Here is a 16,590-nt window from a genome sequence, read left to right as displayed (position 1 = left end):
CTCTGAGTTAGTTGCCAACCGTGCAGAAATGAGCCGAATTATATCTTCTCGAAGGACAACACCACATAAAGCAAGCGCCAATCTACAGTGACTCCTATGACAGCTTCTCGCTCCTCACCATCAATGTAGCCAGCGTCTTCGACTTGTAAAAACGGATCAAAAAATGTTTCGCAAGCTGTCTCAAAATTGACCCTATGTTTGATGAAGTTTGACGATGCTTTATTGCTGTCCCATTCAAATTGAATCTTGTGTAAAGTGTAACTGACGTTCATGATCTTGCCTTACCTGCGCCAGAGCATCTTCCCCCGCAATGGTTTGAACGCTTCCATTTCTGACTTCATCCCGTCGCCGCTTTGCCTCCAAAATCCACGCGGTTTGAATTGCCAAATCAGTGTCAAATTCTAAGCTTTCTACCAGCTTCTCAGCCAAAAGCGCTCTGGATGCACTGGGTAGAGATAAGAGTTCTTCGGTGAGTTCTTTGATCGACTTCATGACCCCACAACCTATTAGGTTTTAATTGTAGTTTAACGTGCAAAAACGCTTTTACCAATCAGTTCTACAGGGTTTATGACCATCGATCGCTCTCCCCAATTATTACTGCACTGAGGGGCGATCGCTCAGGAAAGGTCGATCGTTGTGGTTAAGAAGCTGCTTGGTAAATGGCAGGGCGATATTTTGGTTCAGGAATCGGTTTGCCCTCAGCCGAAAACGAAAACACAGCCCGAATCGCCTCAGCAGTCAGAGTCGGATAATTTTCTAAAACCTGCTGCTCAGTCCACCCAGCCGCAAACAAACCTAAAATAAACTCCACAGATAGCCATGTTCCTTTAACGACAGGTTTGCCCAGAAGAATCTTGGAGTTGGAATGAATATATTCTCGCCAATCTAGTGCTTGATACCAAATCAACCAACAAATGATACTCATAAAAAATCAGTTAATTAACCGATTTCTATCTCTTAGATTTGAAAAGAACCTATCAGGGAAGCCGTTTCAAAGTCCCCCAAACTGGGGGATTTAGGGGGCGAGGATCTGTATCAGTAACTAGTGGATTTGGTATGAGACATCAAAGCTGCTCCTTCAACTTATTTTCTAAAAGGCTACCTGACGAGTATTCATTGCCCATTTTCTTCATACACAGGCGACCACAATTCTGTGATTGCAACTTCCCAACCTGGTAGCAACTCTGGAATTGTTAACGTATCGCCATCTCGCAACATTTCAACAACATCAGAATTGGGGCGATAAATTTCAACTTCGTGTTTATCTGGGTTAACAAAAATTCCAACCTGTGCGCCGAGTTCTAGAAACTTTTGAATCTTCTCTCTGAGCGGTTTCATATTGTCACTGGCAGAGCGCACTTCAACCACCAAATCGGGCACCAGTTCCACAAACGATCGGGGACTCCGCCGCAGCCGATCTGCCCGCACAAATGAAACATCCGGTGCCCGTAGATCTAAATTCGGCATAATAAAACCAGCCCCAGAACCCGTCACTCGTCCCAGTTTTCGCGGTAGCACCCAGATATTTAGAAAAGTGACTAACCGAGCGATAATTTCCTCAGAAATAAAGTCAGATGGACTCATTACAACAATTTTTCCTTCGACCAGTTCCAGTTGATAGTCGGGATACTGGCTCTGAAATGCCTGCAAATCGGCGATCGTTAGAGGCATCGTTTCACCTCAGCAATTTAATAAGTTGGAGCATTCTCATTATCGTTCATTGTTCTGTGATGAATCGAAATTGGATGCTTGACGACAGCAATCAATCCGTGTATTCTCACAAATTAAGGTTACTTTTCTGAAGAGATTAAGTAGCCCTAAACCGACCCAAAGCCTATTCGCTGACGCTATCCGAGACTGATACCAACAATCCCGGACAGCTAACCTCCCAAACTGATTTACCCAGTCTGGTGGCTAACGGAGTATTTTACCACTCCTCAAGTTGCCCTGATTTGTAATGTGTGCGGGGCGATGTGTTTTTGGGTCTGGGCGGTCGTCTAGGAGAAATTCTGGGAGCGATCGCCCGATTTCCAATTGTCATTCCAACCACAATTTCAACAATTAGAACTATTGCAATGAACGAAGAATCACTGCTTAATCGGGCTGCTTTGATTTGTCCCAATCCCTACGACTACGACCCTGCCTGGGAGCGCGTTTTGATGTTGTTAATTAGTTCTCCCGACGGCTTGAGCGACACGATTCGCAACTTACACGCTAGGGGATTTGCAGAAGCGGCTACTTGGAGTCGTCCTTTACCGATTCCCAATTCGCAAGAGGTGATGAGTGTGTTGTCAAAGAGAAGGATGAGGGATGAATAGTTTTCTCATCTGTCTCCAATGAGAGTTCTGAAAGTCAAAGTCCCTCACTCGTGGGGGATTTGGGGGGCTGTCTAGATTAACAACCGCAGCGAAAGGTTTCATCAAATTCACATTGTTTTACGACGGGTGGGTCATCTCTTCGGGTCGCACAAAGCGATCGAACTCCTCACCCGTCAAAAACTCTAGTGCAATACAAGCTTCGCGCAACGTAGAATTCTCTTGATAGGCTTTTTTGGCGACTTGGGCCGCTTTGTCGTAGCCAATTTTGGGATTCAACGCAGTCACTAGCATTAATGAGTCGTTGAGAAACTGAGCAATGCGATCGCGATTCGGTTCGATACCCACAATCATGTGATCGGTGAACGAAGAACAAGCATCACAAAGAATGCGAACAGAATGTAAAAGGTTATGAATTAAGACAGGCTTGAATACATTTAGCTCAAAATTGCCTTGACTGCCTGCGAATCCAATGGTGGCATCATTTCCTAACACTTGCACACACACCATCGTCATCGCTTCGCACTGTGTCGGATTCACCTTTCCCGGCATAATTGAGGAACCGGGTTCGTTCGCAGGGAGAATCAATTCGCCCAGTCCACAGCGCGGCCCAGACCCCATCCAGCGCAAGTCGTTGGCAATCTTCATCAAGGCACAGGCTAACGTTTTGAGTGCGCCACTGGTGGATACGATCGCATCATGTCCCGCTAAGACCGCAAACTTATTGGGGGCGCTAACAAAGGGTAAGTGGGTGAGTTTCGCGATTTCTGCTGCCGATCGCGCTGCAAACTCAGGATGAGTATTCAACCCAGTGCCGACAGCGGTGCCTCCGATCGCCAGTTCATACAGTTCAGGCAAGTTTGCTTCGATACGTCGAATTGCTTGATTTAACTGCGCCACATATCCAGAAAATTCCTGCCCCAATGTCAACGGAACGGCATCCATTAAGTGAGTTCGCCCAATTTTAACAATGTCATCATACGCCTGTGATTTATCTAACAACGCATCTCGCAATTTGACGATCATCGGAATTAATCGCTGAGTGATTGTCTCCACTGCCGCAATATGCATCGCTGTGGGGAACGTATCGTTAGAAGATTGAGACATATTAACGTGATCATTGGGATGAATCGGTTTTTTACTACCCAGTTCACCACCAGCAAGCTCGATCGCTCGATTAGAAATCACCTCATTGGCGTTCATATTTGTCTGAGTGCCGCTGCCCGTCTGCCAAATGCTCAACGGAAAATGATCGTCCAATTTCCCTGCGATCACTTCGTCGGCTGCTTGCGCGATCAAATCGACCTGCTCTTGAGTCAGTTTGCCTAAATCATGATTCACGATCGCCGCCGCCTTTTTGAGAATGCCAAACGCCCGAATCAACTCCCTCGGCATGACATCCTGACCGATCGCAAAATACATCAAAGAACGCTGCGTCTGTGCTCCCCAATAGCGATCGTTTGGCACAGCGATCGACCCCATACTATCCGTCTCATTCCGAGTTAATCCAGCGTCTGACATAAGCTCATTCCTCTGTTCATCGTTCTTGATCCTACTGCTGTGGGGTGATCAAGGAGCGAGTGCAGGACAATTCGGATGAGAGGGTTGACATGAGGTAGATTTGTGTATTTAATGTTGGTATATTCAGTAAAAAGAGCTGAATAAGACACCATAAGAATTCTCTCGCAGCAGCACAGGGAGAAGACAAAAGACGGGTGAGCGAGTGCTAAAAAAGCTGAAAATCACCTTAATTCATAAGGGTTTTAGCGTAAATCTCCCGATATCTGTTGCCAACGAGTTCATTGAAAAAAGCGATTCATCGCAAGGAGTCAGGAATGAAAAGCCATCCCCTACTGAACTTTTTGAGGTCTTTGTTTTCGCTGAGAGTACAACGACTGGTCAAAGGTTCCTCACCTCAATCAATCGGTGTACAACAGCCAATCGGTGTACAACGTTTCAACTACCTCGAAGAACAAGGAATTGTGACTGAGACCATCTATCCCAATCAACTTGGAAGAGTCAGTTATCAAGCCTCGTGGTGGTTTGCAGCTTGTCCACACAATGTTGTCCTATTACCCGGAACCCCCATTCGTGTCCTCGATCGCATCAACATTATTCTGATCGTGGAACCGCTCGCTCCCAGCAATTCACAGTCCAACCCATCTATCAATGCTGCTTAAGTGGAGGCAATATGCAACTCAAATGCTCATACAGACTCAAATCTCATCCCCTCAATCCTGCCCTTCCCTACAGATGGAGCAAGCATCCACTTCCCAGGTATCAGCGCAATCAGTTGAGAAATCCAGCTTCTGTTCGCCGATCGCCACGCTGCCAGCCTCAGAGCCACACGGCTCAAATCGCTATCTCTTCGAGTCACCTGCACGGGGTCGCCCCTCTGCCTAAACAAGACGGATTAGCCGAATCATCAGAGTGTGACGACTCAGGCAGGTAACCCGTCGAATGTCTTCAGTCTGCATTGGTCATCCAGGATTTGAATTTGCCGATGCAGGCTGTTCTCTTCATAGAAGCAACACAGGATAGAATATTTGTATAAGTTTTGTGTGTCCGTTATTGAAAATACACTCAGGACTTGTAGTTTAGATTATCTTTCTGGGAATCCTACCCTTAAATCAGGGTGTGGGCAACGCAGAAAGATAGAACCTCTCCCAGTTTGTGTTTGTCATGCTTGGTGACGCTCTGACGGGTACGCGCAGTAGAAACAAGAGAAGGACGTATATGGCTGAGAAAGTGCTCACGAAAAGAAAGCGGCTAAACCTCGACCTGGCTCCAGAAGCTTACGATTTGCTTCAAGAGTTGGCAACCGATTCTGGAAAGAATATGGCGGAGGTTTTGCGGACTGGACTGGCGCTTTATGGCATTGCCCATGAAGAAAAAAAGAAAGGTCGCAGTCTTGGAGTGGTAGAAGACGATCGAGTGATTAAGGAAATCGTCATTCCCTAATGAAACTCGCTCAAGTTTGATTTACTGCCCCTATTTTCAACCCCTTAAATTCCAGGAGGGCTAGTCTTCTTTAACAACCTTAAGTTAATTGCTGGGAAACTACTTGTAGAGTATTTGTTTGTAGATATTCTATTTCCCAAGCTAGTATTTTCTTCGACTTGAGTGTTAGGTGAGGAGTGGCTTTCCTGGGGTTTTTTGTAAATAAGGGGGGCTATGGCGGCGGAAAAAATAACAACTGAAGAGTTTCTCAGATTGGCTGGAATTGACCAAAATTCGTTCAAAATCATATCATCTGATCTCAAAAAGACTCAGACGACCGATGAGTTTCTTAAAGAACACGGTGTCGGCAAAGATGCCTTGACGGCCGACCAGGCTAGAAGTTTTGAACTCAGGCATCGCTTGACTGCAAGAATGATCATATTGGGATCTCTGGTTGCCCCGATGTCGATCGCTCCTTTTTGGCTCATGGCATTACTTTCTTTGCCTGCTTTTGGCCTAAAGCCTTACTCAGAAGCGATGCAGGCGGGTCTTTTAGCTGGGTTAGTATCAGACGTTGCAGGACTTTATTACGTGGTTACCCGCGATTTATTTCCGAAGGGTCAATCCTCCAACACAAAATCATCCAACACAAAATCAAAAGAAGAAGAGGATGGTGAGGATTAGAGTTAATCTTCACTTTCATCAATGGCTTCGATCTCTGAACTCTCCTCAATATGAATTTCTGGAATGCATTTTTCTCGAAAGTAACCTTCGTCAATGATGATAGTTTCTCTCGACGGTTCATTATCGCCTTCCGTAGCGGAACTCATCCACATCTCTTCAAAAATCAATTTGTATCGTCGGAGTTCTACAATGCGATCGTGCATTTTTTTGAGTAGTTTTCTGATTCGAGTCGATCCAATTTGTAGATCCTCTTCGCTGAGTTGATCGATTTGAGTTTGGTACTTTTCAATCTCTGCTTCTTTAGTTCTGAAGGTACGTTCAAATGCTTCAACGTTGTGATTAATAGAGTGAAAAAGCGGTTCTTGACCGCGATCGCAAAGCTTTTTAAGGGTGGGTTTGAGAAGGCGATCGAGAAATTCTTGAGAGCAATCAAAGGCGGTTTCAAGGTTGTCTAATCGATCTTCTAAGTCGCTCTTGGTTTCTTCTAAATGACGGATCGATTCTGACTGCTCACAACGTGCCCCAGCCTTCAAAAATCGCTGTTCTTGAGCAATGGATAGGCCTTGGTTTTCTCCGATCGTGGCATCGGTCATTTGGGTATTTGTCCAGATCGCCTCAGTTAGATTGGTCGATCGTAGATTCGATCGAGTCAGATTTGCCTCACTAAAATCGGCATAGCTAAGATAGGCGCGGCTTAAAGAAGCATCCGTCAAATCGGCTCCTTTCAGCACTGCATTGAGCAAATTTGCGGCTCTCAAACGCACTTCATGCATCACGGCTCCCGTCAAATTTGTGCCGCTTAGATAAGCTCGACTCAGATCAGCTTTTCTCAGATTGGCACCCGTCAAATTGGCATCACTGAGATCAGCCCGTCGCAAAAATGCCTGACTGAGATTCGCATTCTCCAAATTGACAGACGTAAACTCTACTCCACTCAACCGGGCCTGACAAAGATTGACACCCCGCAAGTTGGCATCGCTGAGATCGGCCCCATTGAGCCTTGTTCCTTTTCCACTCAAATCAGCTTCTTCGAGGTTGGCAGCCATTAAATTTGCCCGATTGAGACAAGCTCCGCGAAGCATGGCAAAGCTTAGATCGGCTCCTGCTAAATCGGCTCCTTCGAGCAAAGCGCCATTCAAGTTAGCGCGGTGGAGTGTGGCAAATCCCAGGGCAGTTCCTCGTAGTTCAGCGTTTTCGAGGTTTGCGTCCCTGAGATTGGCTCCCTTAAGTTGAGCGCGGCGAAGTTTTGCGTGACTCAGGTTGGCATTGCTCAAATCCGCGCGGCTCAAGTATGCGCCATGCAAAATCGCAAAACTGAGATTGGCACCGCTTAAATTTGCCGCCTCCAAATTTGCCCCTGTCAGTTTCGCATCAAATAGGTTCGCTCCCGCTAGCTTTGCCCGATTGAGCTTTGCTTCGCTGAGGTCGGATCGTTCCAAACGTGCGCCTGTGAGATTGGCATCTTTGAGGAACGCATTCGAGAGGTCAGTCCCGCTTAAAATCGCTCCGTCGAGATCCGCCTGAGTCAGATTAGTGCGTCTCAGGCTTGCACCCCGAAGGTTGGCCTGACGCAACTTAGCTCCTGACAGTTTGACGCAGCGTGCTTGGGCTTCTTGAAAATTGGCGCGATCAAGGCAAGCCCCATTCATCACCGCATTGTTCATGGTTGCATGAGTCAAATTAACCTCTTCTAAGTGAGCCTCAATCAGATTGGTGCGAGTGAGTTGGGCCCCACTTAGATCAGCGCCCGTCAGAATGGCTGCTTCGAGTTTGGCTCCTTGAAAGTTTGCTCCCTTGAGATTCGCTTCAAACAGGTTGGCACGGTACAAGTTGACACCTTTCATTTGAGTGCCGCTGAGGTTCGCTTTTCGCAGGGTTGCCCGATAAAGTTTAGCTCCTCCCAAGTCCGCTCCTTCTAAATTTGCGTGGTCTAGGGTAGCGTCCTCCAGATCAGCACGACGCAAACTAGCTTGAACTAGCGTTGCACCCGTTAAGTCTGCTCCGGTCAAGTCTGCTTCTCTCAGGTTGGCTCGACTCAGATTTGCTTCACATAGGTTGGCTCCTCTTAAATTGGCTCGACTTAAGTTGACTTCTCTCAAATCAGCACCCCGAAAATCATACTGTTGCCAGTTTTGGCCCGCGTAGTCTCCGCCAGGTTCCAGATTGCACATATCCCTCTCATCGTTGGACGTACACACGTAAGCGCTTTTTTCTGAGTTTTGCTTTACCGATCTGACACCCGCAAATTGCAGCTAGAGGGTGAAAACTGAAAGAGTGGGAAGGGGTTTACGTTGATCCTTGCTGGTTCTGAAGCGGAGACTGTCTTCGCGCCTGGATTGTGTAATATCGGTTGCATGGGTAATCGTCACTTAGTAAAAGCACCATTGAAGTTGATGTAAAAGCTCAGGGATTCTACACGAGTTATTGGAAAAGCGGATTGTTCAACTCAGTAATCTTACGGAAACTATCTTACCAGTTTATTTTTAGTTACAAAAATCTAAGAGCTAGTGATTGAACTAACCCCATTTAGGTGATCTTCATCACGTTCCCTAATCTTGCAAGGACTGTATCGGATTGATTCTCATCCCTCCAAACTCCCTGCTTTTACACGCCGATCGTCAATTTCCACCAGTTCAGCGTTCCGCCATCATTCGGAATTGCATCTACGATTTTAAGCTGCCAGCGTCCCTGAGTCTGTTGTCCTAAAAACTTTCTCAGCGTTGACGTGGTTTGCATTGTGTAGATCGTTTGTAGTTTTGTTCTGCGTCCCAGCGTTCTCCCTTGTAGTGTGACTGACGTTCCCACAGGTGAGATTAGATTGACCGAAATATCTCCCAAATACGTGTGATCAATGTCTACCGCAACCTGTATTTCTCGTAAAGCTGCCGTATCACCGACTTGAATCACACTCACAATTCCTTGAGCATTGTTATCAGGAATCACAACGCTGGTTGTATTTTGAAGCTGAAGCGATCGTGTCGAAGCCGTCAACATCGATCGTCTCTGAGTCGCAGCCTGCACCGCTTTTGCAGCATTCACTTTGCCATACCCAAACCAATCAGAACGTCCTCCCGCCTCATAAGTCCCTTTGCGTAACCCAAACTGCGGATCGGGGTCAGCATCAACAATTTTATCCGCCGTCTGCTGAAGGATCTGCCGCACTTCTTGAGCCGTCAGATCAGAATTTGCCGACAGCACCAGGGCTGCCACTCCAGCCACCAACGGACAAGCGCTCGAAGTCCCGCCAAAATCAGAGGTGAAATTGGTTTGATCGTAGCCATCTGCGTTGGTGCGATCGGTCGTAAACACCCCCAATCCTCGCAGCGAACTTCTGATCTCTGGTGGCGTGTAGACATAGCCCAAATCAGGCAAGCCAACTCCCGGCGGCGCATTGTTGCTGGGCCCGCAGATAGAAACATCTGGCCCCCAATTGCTGTAGGCTGCTTTCTTGCCCAAACTTGTCGAAGCAGACACGGTAATCACATCAGGATGAACGGTAAATCCGCCTAACCATTTTGTATTTCCAGTGAGTGCATTGTTTTGCCAACCTGATTCATTGATCGTTCCGCTGGTTGGTCGGTTTGCATTCCCCGCAGCGAATAAGATCACGCACCCTTTCCCATTCCGTCCTTCGGTTGCAGCGCGTGTAATTGCGGCTCGTTGTCGCAGTGAAAGCGGGTAATAGACGGCACTCGGCCCCCAGCTACAAGAAATTACCGATGCGCCTTTGGTGACCGCCCAATCAAACAGCGCCTCGATCGTTTCATCATCCAAAAAGCCTGTGGTTTTGATGGGCATTAGCGCACAACCGGGAGCCGCCCCCACTGTGCCAAATCCGTTTTCTTCGGCAACCGCAACCCCTGCACAAGAAGTCCCGTGATTTTCATCTGTTTCGTCAGGGAGCGGGAGGAAGGTGTCTTCCTTAAAGTTTCTGGGCGCGACGATTTTGCCGACTCCTTGAAAGTCAGGATGGTTTAGATCAACGCCATCGTCCATGACCGCAACGACGATCGAACGGCTCCCCCGCGTGGTTTCCCAGGCTTGTTCGGCAAACACATGAGAATTGGCGGCTAAATCCTGACCGCCTGTGTGATTGAGATGCCATTGTTTGGGGTAGAGCGGATCTTTGGGACGATAGTGCGCCTGACTTTGCACAATCACATTCGGCTCTGCGGTGAGAACTTCTGTTTTGGCGATTAATCGATTGGCAATTTTGACCGGATTTTCGGTCGCATTTGCAGTCAGTTGAAAGACAAACGTATTTGGAATTCCAGCGATCGTTTTCCCTTGTTGCAGTCCTAACTCGGTGGCGATCGCTGCAATCGTTTCCGCTTTTACAGCGGGGGCAAATTGAATCGTGATCTCATTCGTCAGGTAAATACGCGAACCGGGATTGTCTTTAATTTGATAAATATTGCTGGCATAATCGACCGCATCCGATCCGCGCACCTCTTTTAACACCTGATCTTTTTGCGTGGGATTGACCACAAACTCCGTCAACTGTGGCGGCCCAGCTTTGGGATCGATCTCAGCGGGAATGTTTTTGGCTAAATCTTCGACCTGTTGCTGAGATTTGGCCTGGACTGCAAAGCGATCGTTCACCTTTTCGATCACCAACTCTTCGCCCCCGCGCTGAAGAATCTTGCCCCGACTCTCTTCGGCAACACTGGCATTTGCGGGAGGTTCGATAGGTGGATTGGTCATAGCAGTCCCTTCCTTTAAGCGTCTGATGCCTGGTGACTACGCAGCCCAAACGACAGGCTACGGAACTAATCACCTTAAGTTTATCGGACTTGTGCCACAATGCTCGATCGCGCTCCCCTCTAAACTCTTCCAAAAATGGGAAACAATAGACCTCCTGCATGAATAGAATTTTCGATGTCACCTGCTGCTTAGGTCTTGCTCCGTTTGGGTCGGCTTGTGCCCCCTAAATCCCCCATTCTGGGGGACTTTGAAACCGCAAGTCTTGGCTCAAAGTCCCTCACTTGTGGGGGATTTAGGGGGCGTTTCCGGATTCGCGCAGGAGGTCTAATAAGCATTCTAAATTGATTGCGTTCTCTCTAATCAAACAGCAGGTTTCCAGGTGCCGTGGAATCCGAGAGGAATCACTTCTGGCAATGCTAAACGACAGACGGGAGAATCATCCAGGCGATCGCTATCAAAGATCCAAACCTCACTGCGATCGCGATCTCCATCATAGACAATGGTGAGAATCCAGCCGCGATCGAGATCTTCAGAATTGGGGGCGTAAATTGGCTCCGTTGGATAGTGATTGTCTCCCATATTGGCTTCGACTAACGCGCCAGTGGATTGATCGAAACGAGCGATCGCTCCAAACACTTCTTGCCTCAAATCTGCCCCCAACCGATGAATCGATAAGTAGGTGTATCGTGCAGGCTGACCGACTTCTTGAGGCTTGACAATGGGGAATTCGCAGGGACGATCGAGCAGTTCAGTGATCTCCAGCACTGTTGCAGAGTGTGGATCAATTCGGATTTGCCAGAGTGTTGGTTTTGCGATTGTTTGAATCTCACCTGTAGCAATCTCTTTTAGATACTGATTTGTATTAAAGTCAGCATACTTCACCACGTTCACAACAGCGTTTCCATCTGTATCCAAATAACCGTTGCCAAAGTGCCATTGATACCACGGGGCTGTTTCACCTTGACTGACGACTTTTAGCGTGTCGCGATCGACCACAAGGATCTGAGTTCCCCGCTCTGGCTGCCACGAAAACGCATCACTAAAGCTTTTTAATCGAGCCAATACGGGCAGAGGATTTAGGCGAGTTGGCGGCACAAAAAAGATGAGATACTTCCCAGCCATCACAAAGTCATGCAGTAAAGGATATCCCTCTAAAGCGGTACTGCTTCTTTGTTTTAGCGTTCCGTTTGCGCTGATGCGATAGAGATTTAGGGTGGCTGTTTTGCCAAAACTCACGCCAAAATTGTAGATGTCTCGTGTTTGAGGGTCGCGTTTGGGATGGGCAGAAAACGGCAGCGATTTGGGCAAACCTCCCAGATCATCAAAGCCGCGAGTTTCCAGAGTTTCTAAATCCAGCCCATAGGGATGTCCACCTTCCCAGAGGGCGAGGAGGCGATCGGGCAGCGCCAACACAGACGTATTTCCAGCATTCTTAGTAGCCTTAAACCGCTCCCAAATTGCCCCCGGCGGCATCATGCCATAGCCACCATAGATAAACCGTCCCGCCCGTTCTTCTTCCTGAAATTCTGCACTCTGCACATAGCGATAAACGCCCGTCGCACCCGCCGCCCTAAAATGAACGCCCAACACCGCCCCATCGCCATCAAACCAATGTCCTACAGGCTGTCCGCCCCGCTCTAACCGCCCCGGCCCATTGCGATAAAGTGATCCTTGTAAGCCCGATGGAATGGCCCCAGACAAAATCGCCAAAGGAGTCGGCTCAAATCCGGTTGCCGTGTGTAAAATTGCCTTTGCCCAAGTCTTCTTAGTCAGGGAACTAGTCACGATCGTCTCCTAAATCAGTCTTCTAGTCTAGCGTGGGCCTTTGACGTTAAACTTTTGTCTCTCGTCCAACATCTAAGGTCTCTTGTCTAATGAAAAATTAATGGAATTTGTAGATTGCGCGATCGCCCTTGGTAGTAATTTAGGCGACTCTCAACTGATTTTAGACGCTGCGCTAGAAAGGCTCGATCGCAGCATGGGGATCAAAGTCGAAACGCGATCGCATTGGTATCAAACCAAAGCCGTCACCCTGCCAGACAGTCCCCCTCAGCCCGACTACCTCAACGGCTGCGCCCTGCTCAAAACTACGCTCACCCCTGATCAACTGCTACAAACCCTGCTCAGTATCGAAACTCAATTTGGACGCATCCGCCAAGAACAATGGGGGCCTCGGACACTTGACTTAGACCTGCTCCTGTTTAATGATGTAATCCTGAACACGGCTCATCTAAAAATCCCGCATCCCAGAATGTCCGATCGCGCCTTTGTGCTGGTTCCCTTAGCCGAAATTGCCCCCGACTGGATCGAACCTGTGTCTGGAAGAGCGATCGCCCAACTCGCCCAAGCGTTAGACCCCTCCGACCTTAAAAAACTCACCTAACCCATTCTTTTTTCCTCCCTCCTCCCTCCTCCCTCCTCCCTCCCTCTCCCTCCCTCCCTTAAACCCCTCACCCCCCTTACCACATGCCCCTGGGTTCAGAACCTCCTCAACTCCTGAAACAGCGCCTTTCCTATAAGGGTCGCAAGTTCAATTTTGAAGTGAATCGGCTCCGGTTACCCAATCGTGCAGAGGGTGACTGGGAATGTATTCGTCATCCGGGAGGCGCGCTTGCAGTGCCCATTACGCCTGACGGTAAGCTAGTTTTGACTCGGCAGTATCGCTTTACTGTACAGGGTCGTTTGTTAGAATTTCCAGCGGGAACCGTTGAGCCAGAAGAAGATCCGCTAGAGACGATCGAGCGCGAAATCCAGGAAGAAATCGGCTACAAAGCAAGCCAGTGGAAGAAGTTAGGCGAATTTTTTCTCGCACCTGGCTACTCAGATGAAGTGATCTACGCATTTTTGGCAACCGATTTAGAATTGCTAGAAAATCCACCCAACCAAGACGACGACGAAGACATTGAAACCGTTTTGATGACACTTCAAGAAGTCGAAAAAGCAATCCAGGAAGGCACAATCTCAGACGCAAAATCGATCTGTAGCTTGATGCTGGCCCGGCCCTTGTTGGAGGGGGTTTAGACGTTGGACTTTGGAGAAGGGTTGATAATTTTGATCTAGAGGATGCGAAACAGTCGAAAAATTAGGACTTGGCAGTAGTGGGATTTTCGGCGTTGCTGAATCAGAGGATGAATTGCCCCAAAGCGGAGGGAAACCCCAATGTTCAAAGTCCCCCAATTTTGGGGGATTTAGGGGGCGAAAAGATTGACACTTCACACAGATTCATCCCTCCAATCAGCAACGCCGGATTTCTAGATCCCCGCTTTACTGAGGCTACGGTGTACACATAGGTCGTTGATTGTCTCCGTTTCAGTCGGTTGTTGCCCCTAAATCTCTGAGAAGCTTTAAACTCCTGAGAAGTTTTTGCCTTCTAGAAGCCTTTCTTTCTCAAAGTCCCCCATTTTGAGGGATTGGGGGGCAAAGCATCTCGGCGCTACACAGATCGATCGACTTGTGCACACGATCGCATTGCTCAGGAATGAGAATTGAATAATACCGGATTTTGTAGGGTGTGTTGAGCCACGCAAGACGCACCGATTGCAACCGTTGGCGGTGCCTTTCTCTATCGCTCAACACACCCTACGCAATGGTCGGTTTTATTAAATCCACAATTATCACAATTATAAGGAGGTGTTGGGGGAGGTCGAAGATCGGTTGCAATAACAAATTGATTTGGTTTGGTATGAGACTTTAAGAGGATTAATCAACCTCATCAAAAAGTCTAAGATCTAAAATCCCAGTTCAAGGTTTAATGTCTTCTTTATGTCTGATCTAATCTTGTTTTGGCACCGTCGGGATCTGCGAACTTCTGACAATATTGGGTTGGCTACTGCGCGTCAACAGAGTACCAAAGTGGTAGGCGTTTTTTGTCTTGATCCCAGCCTGTTGATCGATGTTGCGCCTGCGCGAGTCACTTATCTGATCGGCAGTTTGCAGTCACTTCAACAACGGTATACCGAAGCAGGCAGCCAACTTCTGATCTTGCAGGATGACCCTCGAAAAGGCTTGCCCCGACTGGCCAACACGCTCAACGCTAAAGCCGTCTTCTTTAACTATGATGTAGAGCCTTACGCCCGCGATCGCGATCGCACCGTCATTCAGTCCCTCAATCAGACCAGCATCGAAGTCAAAACATTTTGGGATCAACTCCTCCACTCGCCCGAAGACATCAAGTCGGGATCGGGAGAGCCTTACACTGTTTACAGTCCCTTTTGGCGAAACTGGAACAGCAAACCCAAAGCAGCCCCCGCCCCTGATCTCGCAAACGCAGAAGGTCTGACAGAGCCGGAAATCGAGGTTGCAAAACAAGCCGGAACGATCGCCCTTCCAAGCGCCAAGGATCTCGGTTTTGTGTGGGACAATCCACTGATGCTGCAACCCGGAGAACAGGCAGCTAAAGATCGACTAGAAGAATTTACGCGATCGGCGATTAATGAATATCAAGAACAGCGCAACTTTCCGGCTAATCCGGGGACTTCGATCCTGAGTGCTGCGTTGAAGTTTGGGGTAATTGGGGTGCGATCGGTCTGGGCGGCAACGGTAAACGCAATGGAGCAAAGCCGCAGTGATGAAACGCAAGCCAGCATTCAAACTTGGCGGCAAGAGATCGCTTGGAGAGAGTTTTATCAGGATGTCATGTATCACTTCCCGGAGTTGGCGGAGGGTGCCTATCGCAAGGTGCTAAAGACCTTTCCCTGGGAGAACAATGAGGATTATTTTCAGGCGTGGTGTGAGGGGATGACGGGGTATCCGATCGTCGATGCTGCGATGCGGCAAATGAATGAAACCGCCTGGATGCACAACCGTTGCCGGATGATTGTAGCCAGCTTTTTGACGAAGGATTTGCTGGTTGATTTTCGATTGGGTGAAAAGTACTTTATGGAAAGGCTCTACGATGGGGATCTGTCGGCCAATAATGGCGGCTGGCAATGGAGTGCATCCAGCGGCATGGATCCAAAACCGTTGCGGATTTTTAACCCGGCGAGTCAAGCCAAGAAATTTGACCCCAATGCAGAATATATTCGCAAATGGTTACCAGAGCTTCGCAGTGTGGATACGAAAGATCTCATTTCTGGAACGATTTCGGAATACGATCGCAATCGCTGCAACTATCCCGCGCCGATCGTCGATCACAACCAACAACAACGCCACTTTAAACAACAATATCAACAGCAAAGAGAACTCACAGGCGACAAATCAGAAGTTAGCTAATCGTGTCGGGGTCAATGCCAAGCGATCGTAAGTATTCAGCCAGTTGATTTGAACGGTTAGCGGCTTGAGAAGCCTGTTCAGCCAGTTGTTCTGCTCGTTGACGTTCTTGAATTGCAGCTTCATCGGGGGTCGGCACTAGATGTCCGTCTGCGGTAAAGTAGCGAAGTTGGCGGTTCTCGATGCCTAAAAAGAGATTTAACTCTTGGCTCCAAAGCCAATTATTCTGACTGGGTGCAATGGGTTGATACTGGTGTCCCACTAACCGAAATCCGGCAAACTCCAGGCTCTCTGGCGAAAACCAAAAGTACTCTGGAGTCCGAAAGCGATCTTGGTAAAGCGTCTTCTTGAGATTGCGATCGGTGTCAGCGGTGGAAATGGACAACAGTTCGATAATCAGATTGGGATATTTGCCGTCTTCCTCCCAGGTGACCCAGGAATTGCGCGGCACTTTGGCCGTTTGCTTGACCAGAAAGAAGTCCGGCCCGCGAAAGTCCCGGTTCCTCAACTGCTGACGACTGAAATAAATCGTAAGATTGGCACCGATAAAAAAGTCCGTGCGATCGCGCCACAAAAACTCCAGGCAAGCCACCAACAGAGCAAGCTGCGTATAGTGCAAAGAACTTTCCATCTCTGGCTCATCGCTCAACAGTTGAGTTGCGTCAGGCATCAGAGCCTCTAGTTGTTGCGCCGTCAGATTCATAAGACGTTTCCTGGCAACGGGTTGATTTCTATGTTG

16 protein-coding genes are annotated in these 16,590 nt (G+C 48.3%); 7 read left to right on the top strand and 9 right to left on the bottom strand.

What is annotated here, in order from left to right:
- Window positions 1-38 precede the first annotated feature (38 nt).
- From ACJ2PR_RS16875 to ACJ2PR_RS16860, 4 genes are all read right to left on the bottom strand, one after another.
- Window positions 39-272, bottom strand: coding sequence for a BrnT family toxin (locus ACJ2PR_RS16875; RefSeq protein ID WP_446877855.1), 234 nt, complete (start codon window positions 270-272; stop codon window positions 39-41).
- Window positions 235-492: an addiction module protein gene (locus ACJ2PR_RS16870; protein ID WP_446868777.1), complete on the bottom strand. Its 258-nt coding sequence runs from the start codon at window positions 490-492 to the stop codon at window positions 235-237. Before ACJ2PR_RS16870 ends, ACJ2PR_RS16875 begins: the two co-directional genes overlap by 38 nt.
- Before the next feature lie 148 nt (window positions 493-640).
- A complete protein-coding gene (locus tag ACJ2PR_RS16865) occupies window positions 641-925 on the bottom strand; it encodes a DUF433 domain-containing protein (protein ID WP_446877854.1) in 285 nt (94 codons plus the stop codon).
- Between the two features lie 188 nt (window positions 926-1,113).
- Window positions 1,114-1,671, bottom strand: a complete 558-nt coding sequence (locus ACJ2PR_RS16860; RefSeq protein WP_446877853.1) for a Uma2 family endonuclease — start codon at window positions 1,669-1,671, stop codon at window positions 1,114-1,116.
- Between the two features lie 290 nt (window positions 1,672-1,961).
- Between ACJ2PR_RS16860 and ACJ2PR_RS16855 the strand changes: the two genes are divergently transcribed.
- Complete coding sequence (locus tag ACJ2PR_RS16855; RefSeq protein WP_446877852.1) at window positions 1,962-2,318, top strand: hypothetical protein; 357 nt, start codon at window positions 1,962-1,964, stop codon at window positions 2,316-2,318.
- 117 nt (window positions 2,319-2,435) lie between these two features.
- Here ACJ2PR_RS16855 and fumC read toward each other — a convergent pair whose 3' ends face one another.
- A complete protein-coding gene (gene fumC / locus ACJ2PR_RS16850) occupies window positions 2,436-3,836 on the bottom strand; it encodes a class II fumarate hydratase (RefSeq protein ID WP_446877851.1) in 1,401 nt (466 codons plus the stop codon).
- A 314-nt stretch (window positions 3,837-4,150) separates the two neighbouring features.
- Between fumC and ACJ2PR_RS16845 the strand changes: the two genes are divergently transcribed.
- The 3 genes from ACJ2PR_RS16845 (at window position 4,151) to ACJ2PR_RS16835 (ending at window position 5,939) form a co-directional block, all read left to right on the top strand.
- A complete protein-coding gene (locus ACJ2PR_RS16845; RefSeq protein ID WP_446877850.1) occupies window positions 4,151-4,495 on the top strand; it encodes an NfeD family protein in 345 nt (114 codons plus the stop codon).
- Window positions 4,496-5,051: 556 nt separating this feature from the next.
- A complete protein-coding gene (locus ACJ2PR_RS16840; protein WP_446858131.1) occupies window positions 5,052-5,276 on the top strand; it encodes a hypothetical protein in 225 nt (74 codons plus the stop codon).
- Between the two features lie 213 nt (window positions 5,277-5,489).
- Complete coding sequence (locus ACJ2PR_RS16835) at window positions 5,490-5,939, top strand: hypothetical protein (RefSeq protein ID WP_446858130.1); 450 nt, start codon at window positions 5,490-5,492, stop codon at window positions 5,937-5,939.
- A gap of 2 nt (window positions 5,940-5,941) precedes the next feature.
- Here the strand turns inward: ACJ2PR_RS16835 and ACJ2PR_RS16830 are convergent, their stop codons facing one another.
- The 3 genes from ACJ2PR_RS16830 to ACJ2PR_RS16820 all read right to left on the bottom strand — a co-directional run bounded on the left by ACJ2PR_RS16830 (window position 5,942) and on the right by ACJ2PR_RS16820 (window position 12,428).
- Window positions 5,942-8,110: a pentapeptide repeat-containing protein gene (locus ACJ2PR_RS16830; protein ID WP_446877849.1), complete on the bottom strand. Its 2,169-nt coding sequence runs from the start codon at window positions 8,108-8,110 to the stop codon at window positions 5,942-5,944.
- Between the two features lie 433 nt (window positions 8,111-8,543).
- Window positions 8,544-10,643: a S8 family serine peptidase gene (locus ACJ2PR_RS16825; protein WP_446877848.1), complete on the bottom strand. Its 2,100-nt coding sequence runs from the start codon at window positions 10,641-10,643 to the stop codon at window positions 8,544-8,546.
- Between the two features lie 360 nt (window positions 10,644-11,003).
- On the bottom strand, window positions 11,004-12,428 hold the full coding sequence (locus ACJ2PR_RS16820) for a carotenoid oxygenase family protein (protein WP_446877847.1): 1,425 nt from the start codon (window positions 12,426-12,428) through the stop codon (window positions 11,004-11,006).
- A 100-nt stretch (window positions 12,429-12,528) separates the two neighbouring features.
- On the opposite strand from ACJ2PR_RS16820, the gene folK reads away from it, so the two are divergent.
- The 3 genes from folK to ACJ2PR_RS16805 all read left to right on the top strand — a co-directional run bounded on the left by folK (window position 12,529) and on the right by ACJ2PR_RS16805 (window position 15,854).
- Window positions 12,529-13,026 carry a 2-amino-4-hydroxy-6-hydroxymethyldihydropteridine diphosphokinase gene (gene folK / locus ACJ2PR_RS16815; protein ID WP_446877846.1) on the top strand — a complete coding sequence of 166 codons (498 nt, stop codon included), beginning with the start codon at window positions 12,529-12,531 and terminating at the stop codon, window positions 13,024-13,026.
- Between the two features lie 83 nt (window positions 13,027-13,109).
- Window positions 13,110-13,664, top strand: coding sequence for an NUDIX hydrolase (locus ACJ2PR_RS16810; RefSeq protein WP_446877845.1), 555 nt, complete (start codon window positions 13,110-13,112; stop codon window positions 13,662-13,664).
- Window positions 13,665-14,405: 741 nt separating this feature from the next.
- A complete protein-coding gene (locus ACJ2PR_RS16805) occupies window positions 14,406-15,854 on the top strand; it encodes an FAD-binding domain-containing protein (protein ID WP_446877844.1) in 1,449 nt (482 codons plus the stop codon).
- Here ACJ2PR_RS16805 and ACJ2PR_RS16800 read toward each other — a convergent pair.
- A complete protein-coding gene (locus tag ACJ2PR_RS16800; protein ID WP_446877843.1) occupies window positions 15,847-16,554 on the bottom strand; it encodes a Uma2 family endonuclease in 708 nt (235 codons plus the stop codon). The genes ACJ2PR_RS16805 and ACJ2PR_RS16800 overlap by 8 nt on opposite strands.
- Window positions 16,555-16,590: the final 36 nt, after the last annotated feature.

It is taken from the genome of Phormidesmis sp. 146-33 (genome assembly GCF_052939515.1).
Note: the sequence above shows the minus strand (reverse complement) of the source record. Positions and strands in the feature narration are given on the sequence as shown.

Coding starts and splice junctions, on each gene's coding strand:
- ACJ2PR_RS16825 (WP_446877848.1), bottom strand. CDS start 10,643: ATGACCAATCCACCTATCGAACCTCCCGCAAATGCCAGTGTTGCCGAA.
- ACJ2PR_RS16840 (WP_446858131.1), top strand. CDS start 5,052: ATGGCTGAGAAAGTGCTCACGAAAAGAAAGCGGCTAAACCTCGACCTG.
- folK (WP_446877846.1), top strand. CDS start 12,529: ATGGAATTTGTAGATTGCGCGATCGCCCTTGGTAGTAATTTAGGCGAC.
- ACJ2PR_RS16810 (WP_446877845.1), top strand. CDS start 13,110: ATGCCCCTGGGTTCAGAACCTCCTCAACTCCTGAAACAGCGCCTTTCC.
- ACJ2PR_RS16830 (WP_446877849.1), bottom strand. CDS start 8,110: ATGTGCAATCTGGAACCTGGCGGAGACTACGCGGGCCAAAACTGGCAA.
- ACJ2PR_RS16870 (WP_446868777.1), bottom strand. CDS start 492: ATGAAGTCGATCAAAGAACTCACCGAAGAACTCTTATCTCTACCCAGT.
- ACJ2PR_RS16860 (WP_446877853.1), bottom strand. CDS start 1,671: ATGCCTCTAACGATCGCCGATTTGCAGGCATTTCAGAGCCAGTATCCC.
- ACJ2PR_RS16800 (WP_446877843.1), bottom strand. CDS start 16,554: ATGAATCTGACGGCGCAACAACTAGAGGCTCTGATGCCTGACGCAACT.
- ACJ2PR_RS16865 (WP_446877854.1), bottom strand. CDS start 925: ATGAGTATCATTTGTTGGTTGATTTGGTATCAAGCACTAGATTGGCGA.
- ACJ2PR_RS16835 (WP_446858130.1), top strand. CDS start 5,490: ATGGCGGCGGAAAAAATAACAACTGAAGAGTTTCTCAGATTGGCTGGA.
- ACJ2PR_RS16875 (WP_446877855.1), bottom strand. CDS start 272: ATGAACGTCAGTTACACTTTACACAAGATTCAATTTGAATGGGACAGC.
- ACJ2PR_RS16845 (WP_446877850.1), top strand. CDS start 4,151: ATGAAAAGCCATCCCCTACTGAACTTTTTGAGGTCTTTGTTTTCGCTG.
- ACJ2PR_RS16805 (WP_446877844.1), top strand. CDS start 14,406: ATGTCTGATCTAATCTTGTTTTGGCACCGTCGGGATCTGCGAACTTCT.
- fumC (WP_446877851.1), bottom strand. CDS start 3,836: ATGTCAGACGCTGGATTAACTCGGAATGAGACGGATAGTATGGGGTCG.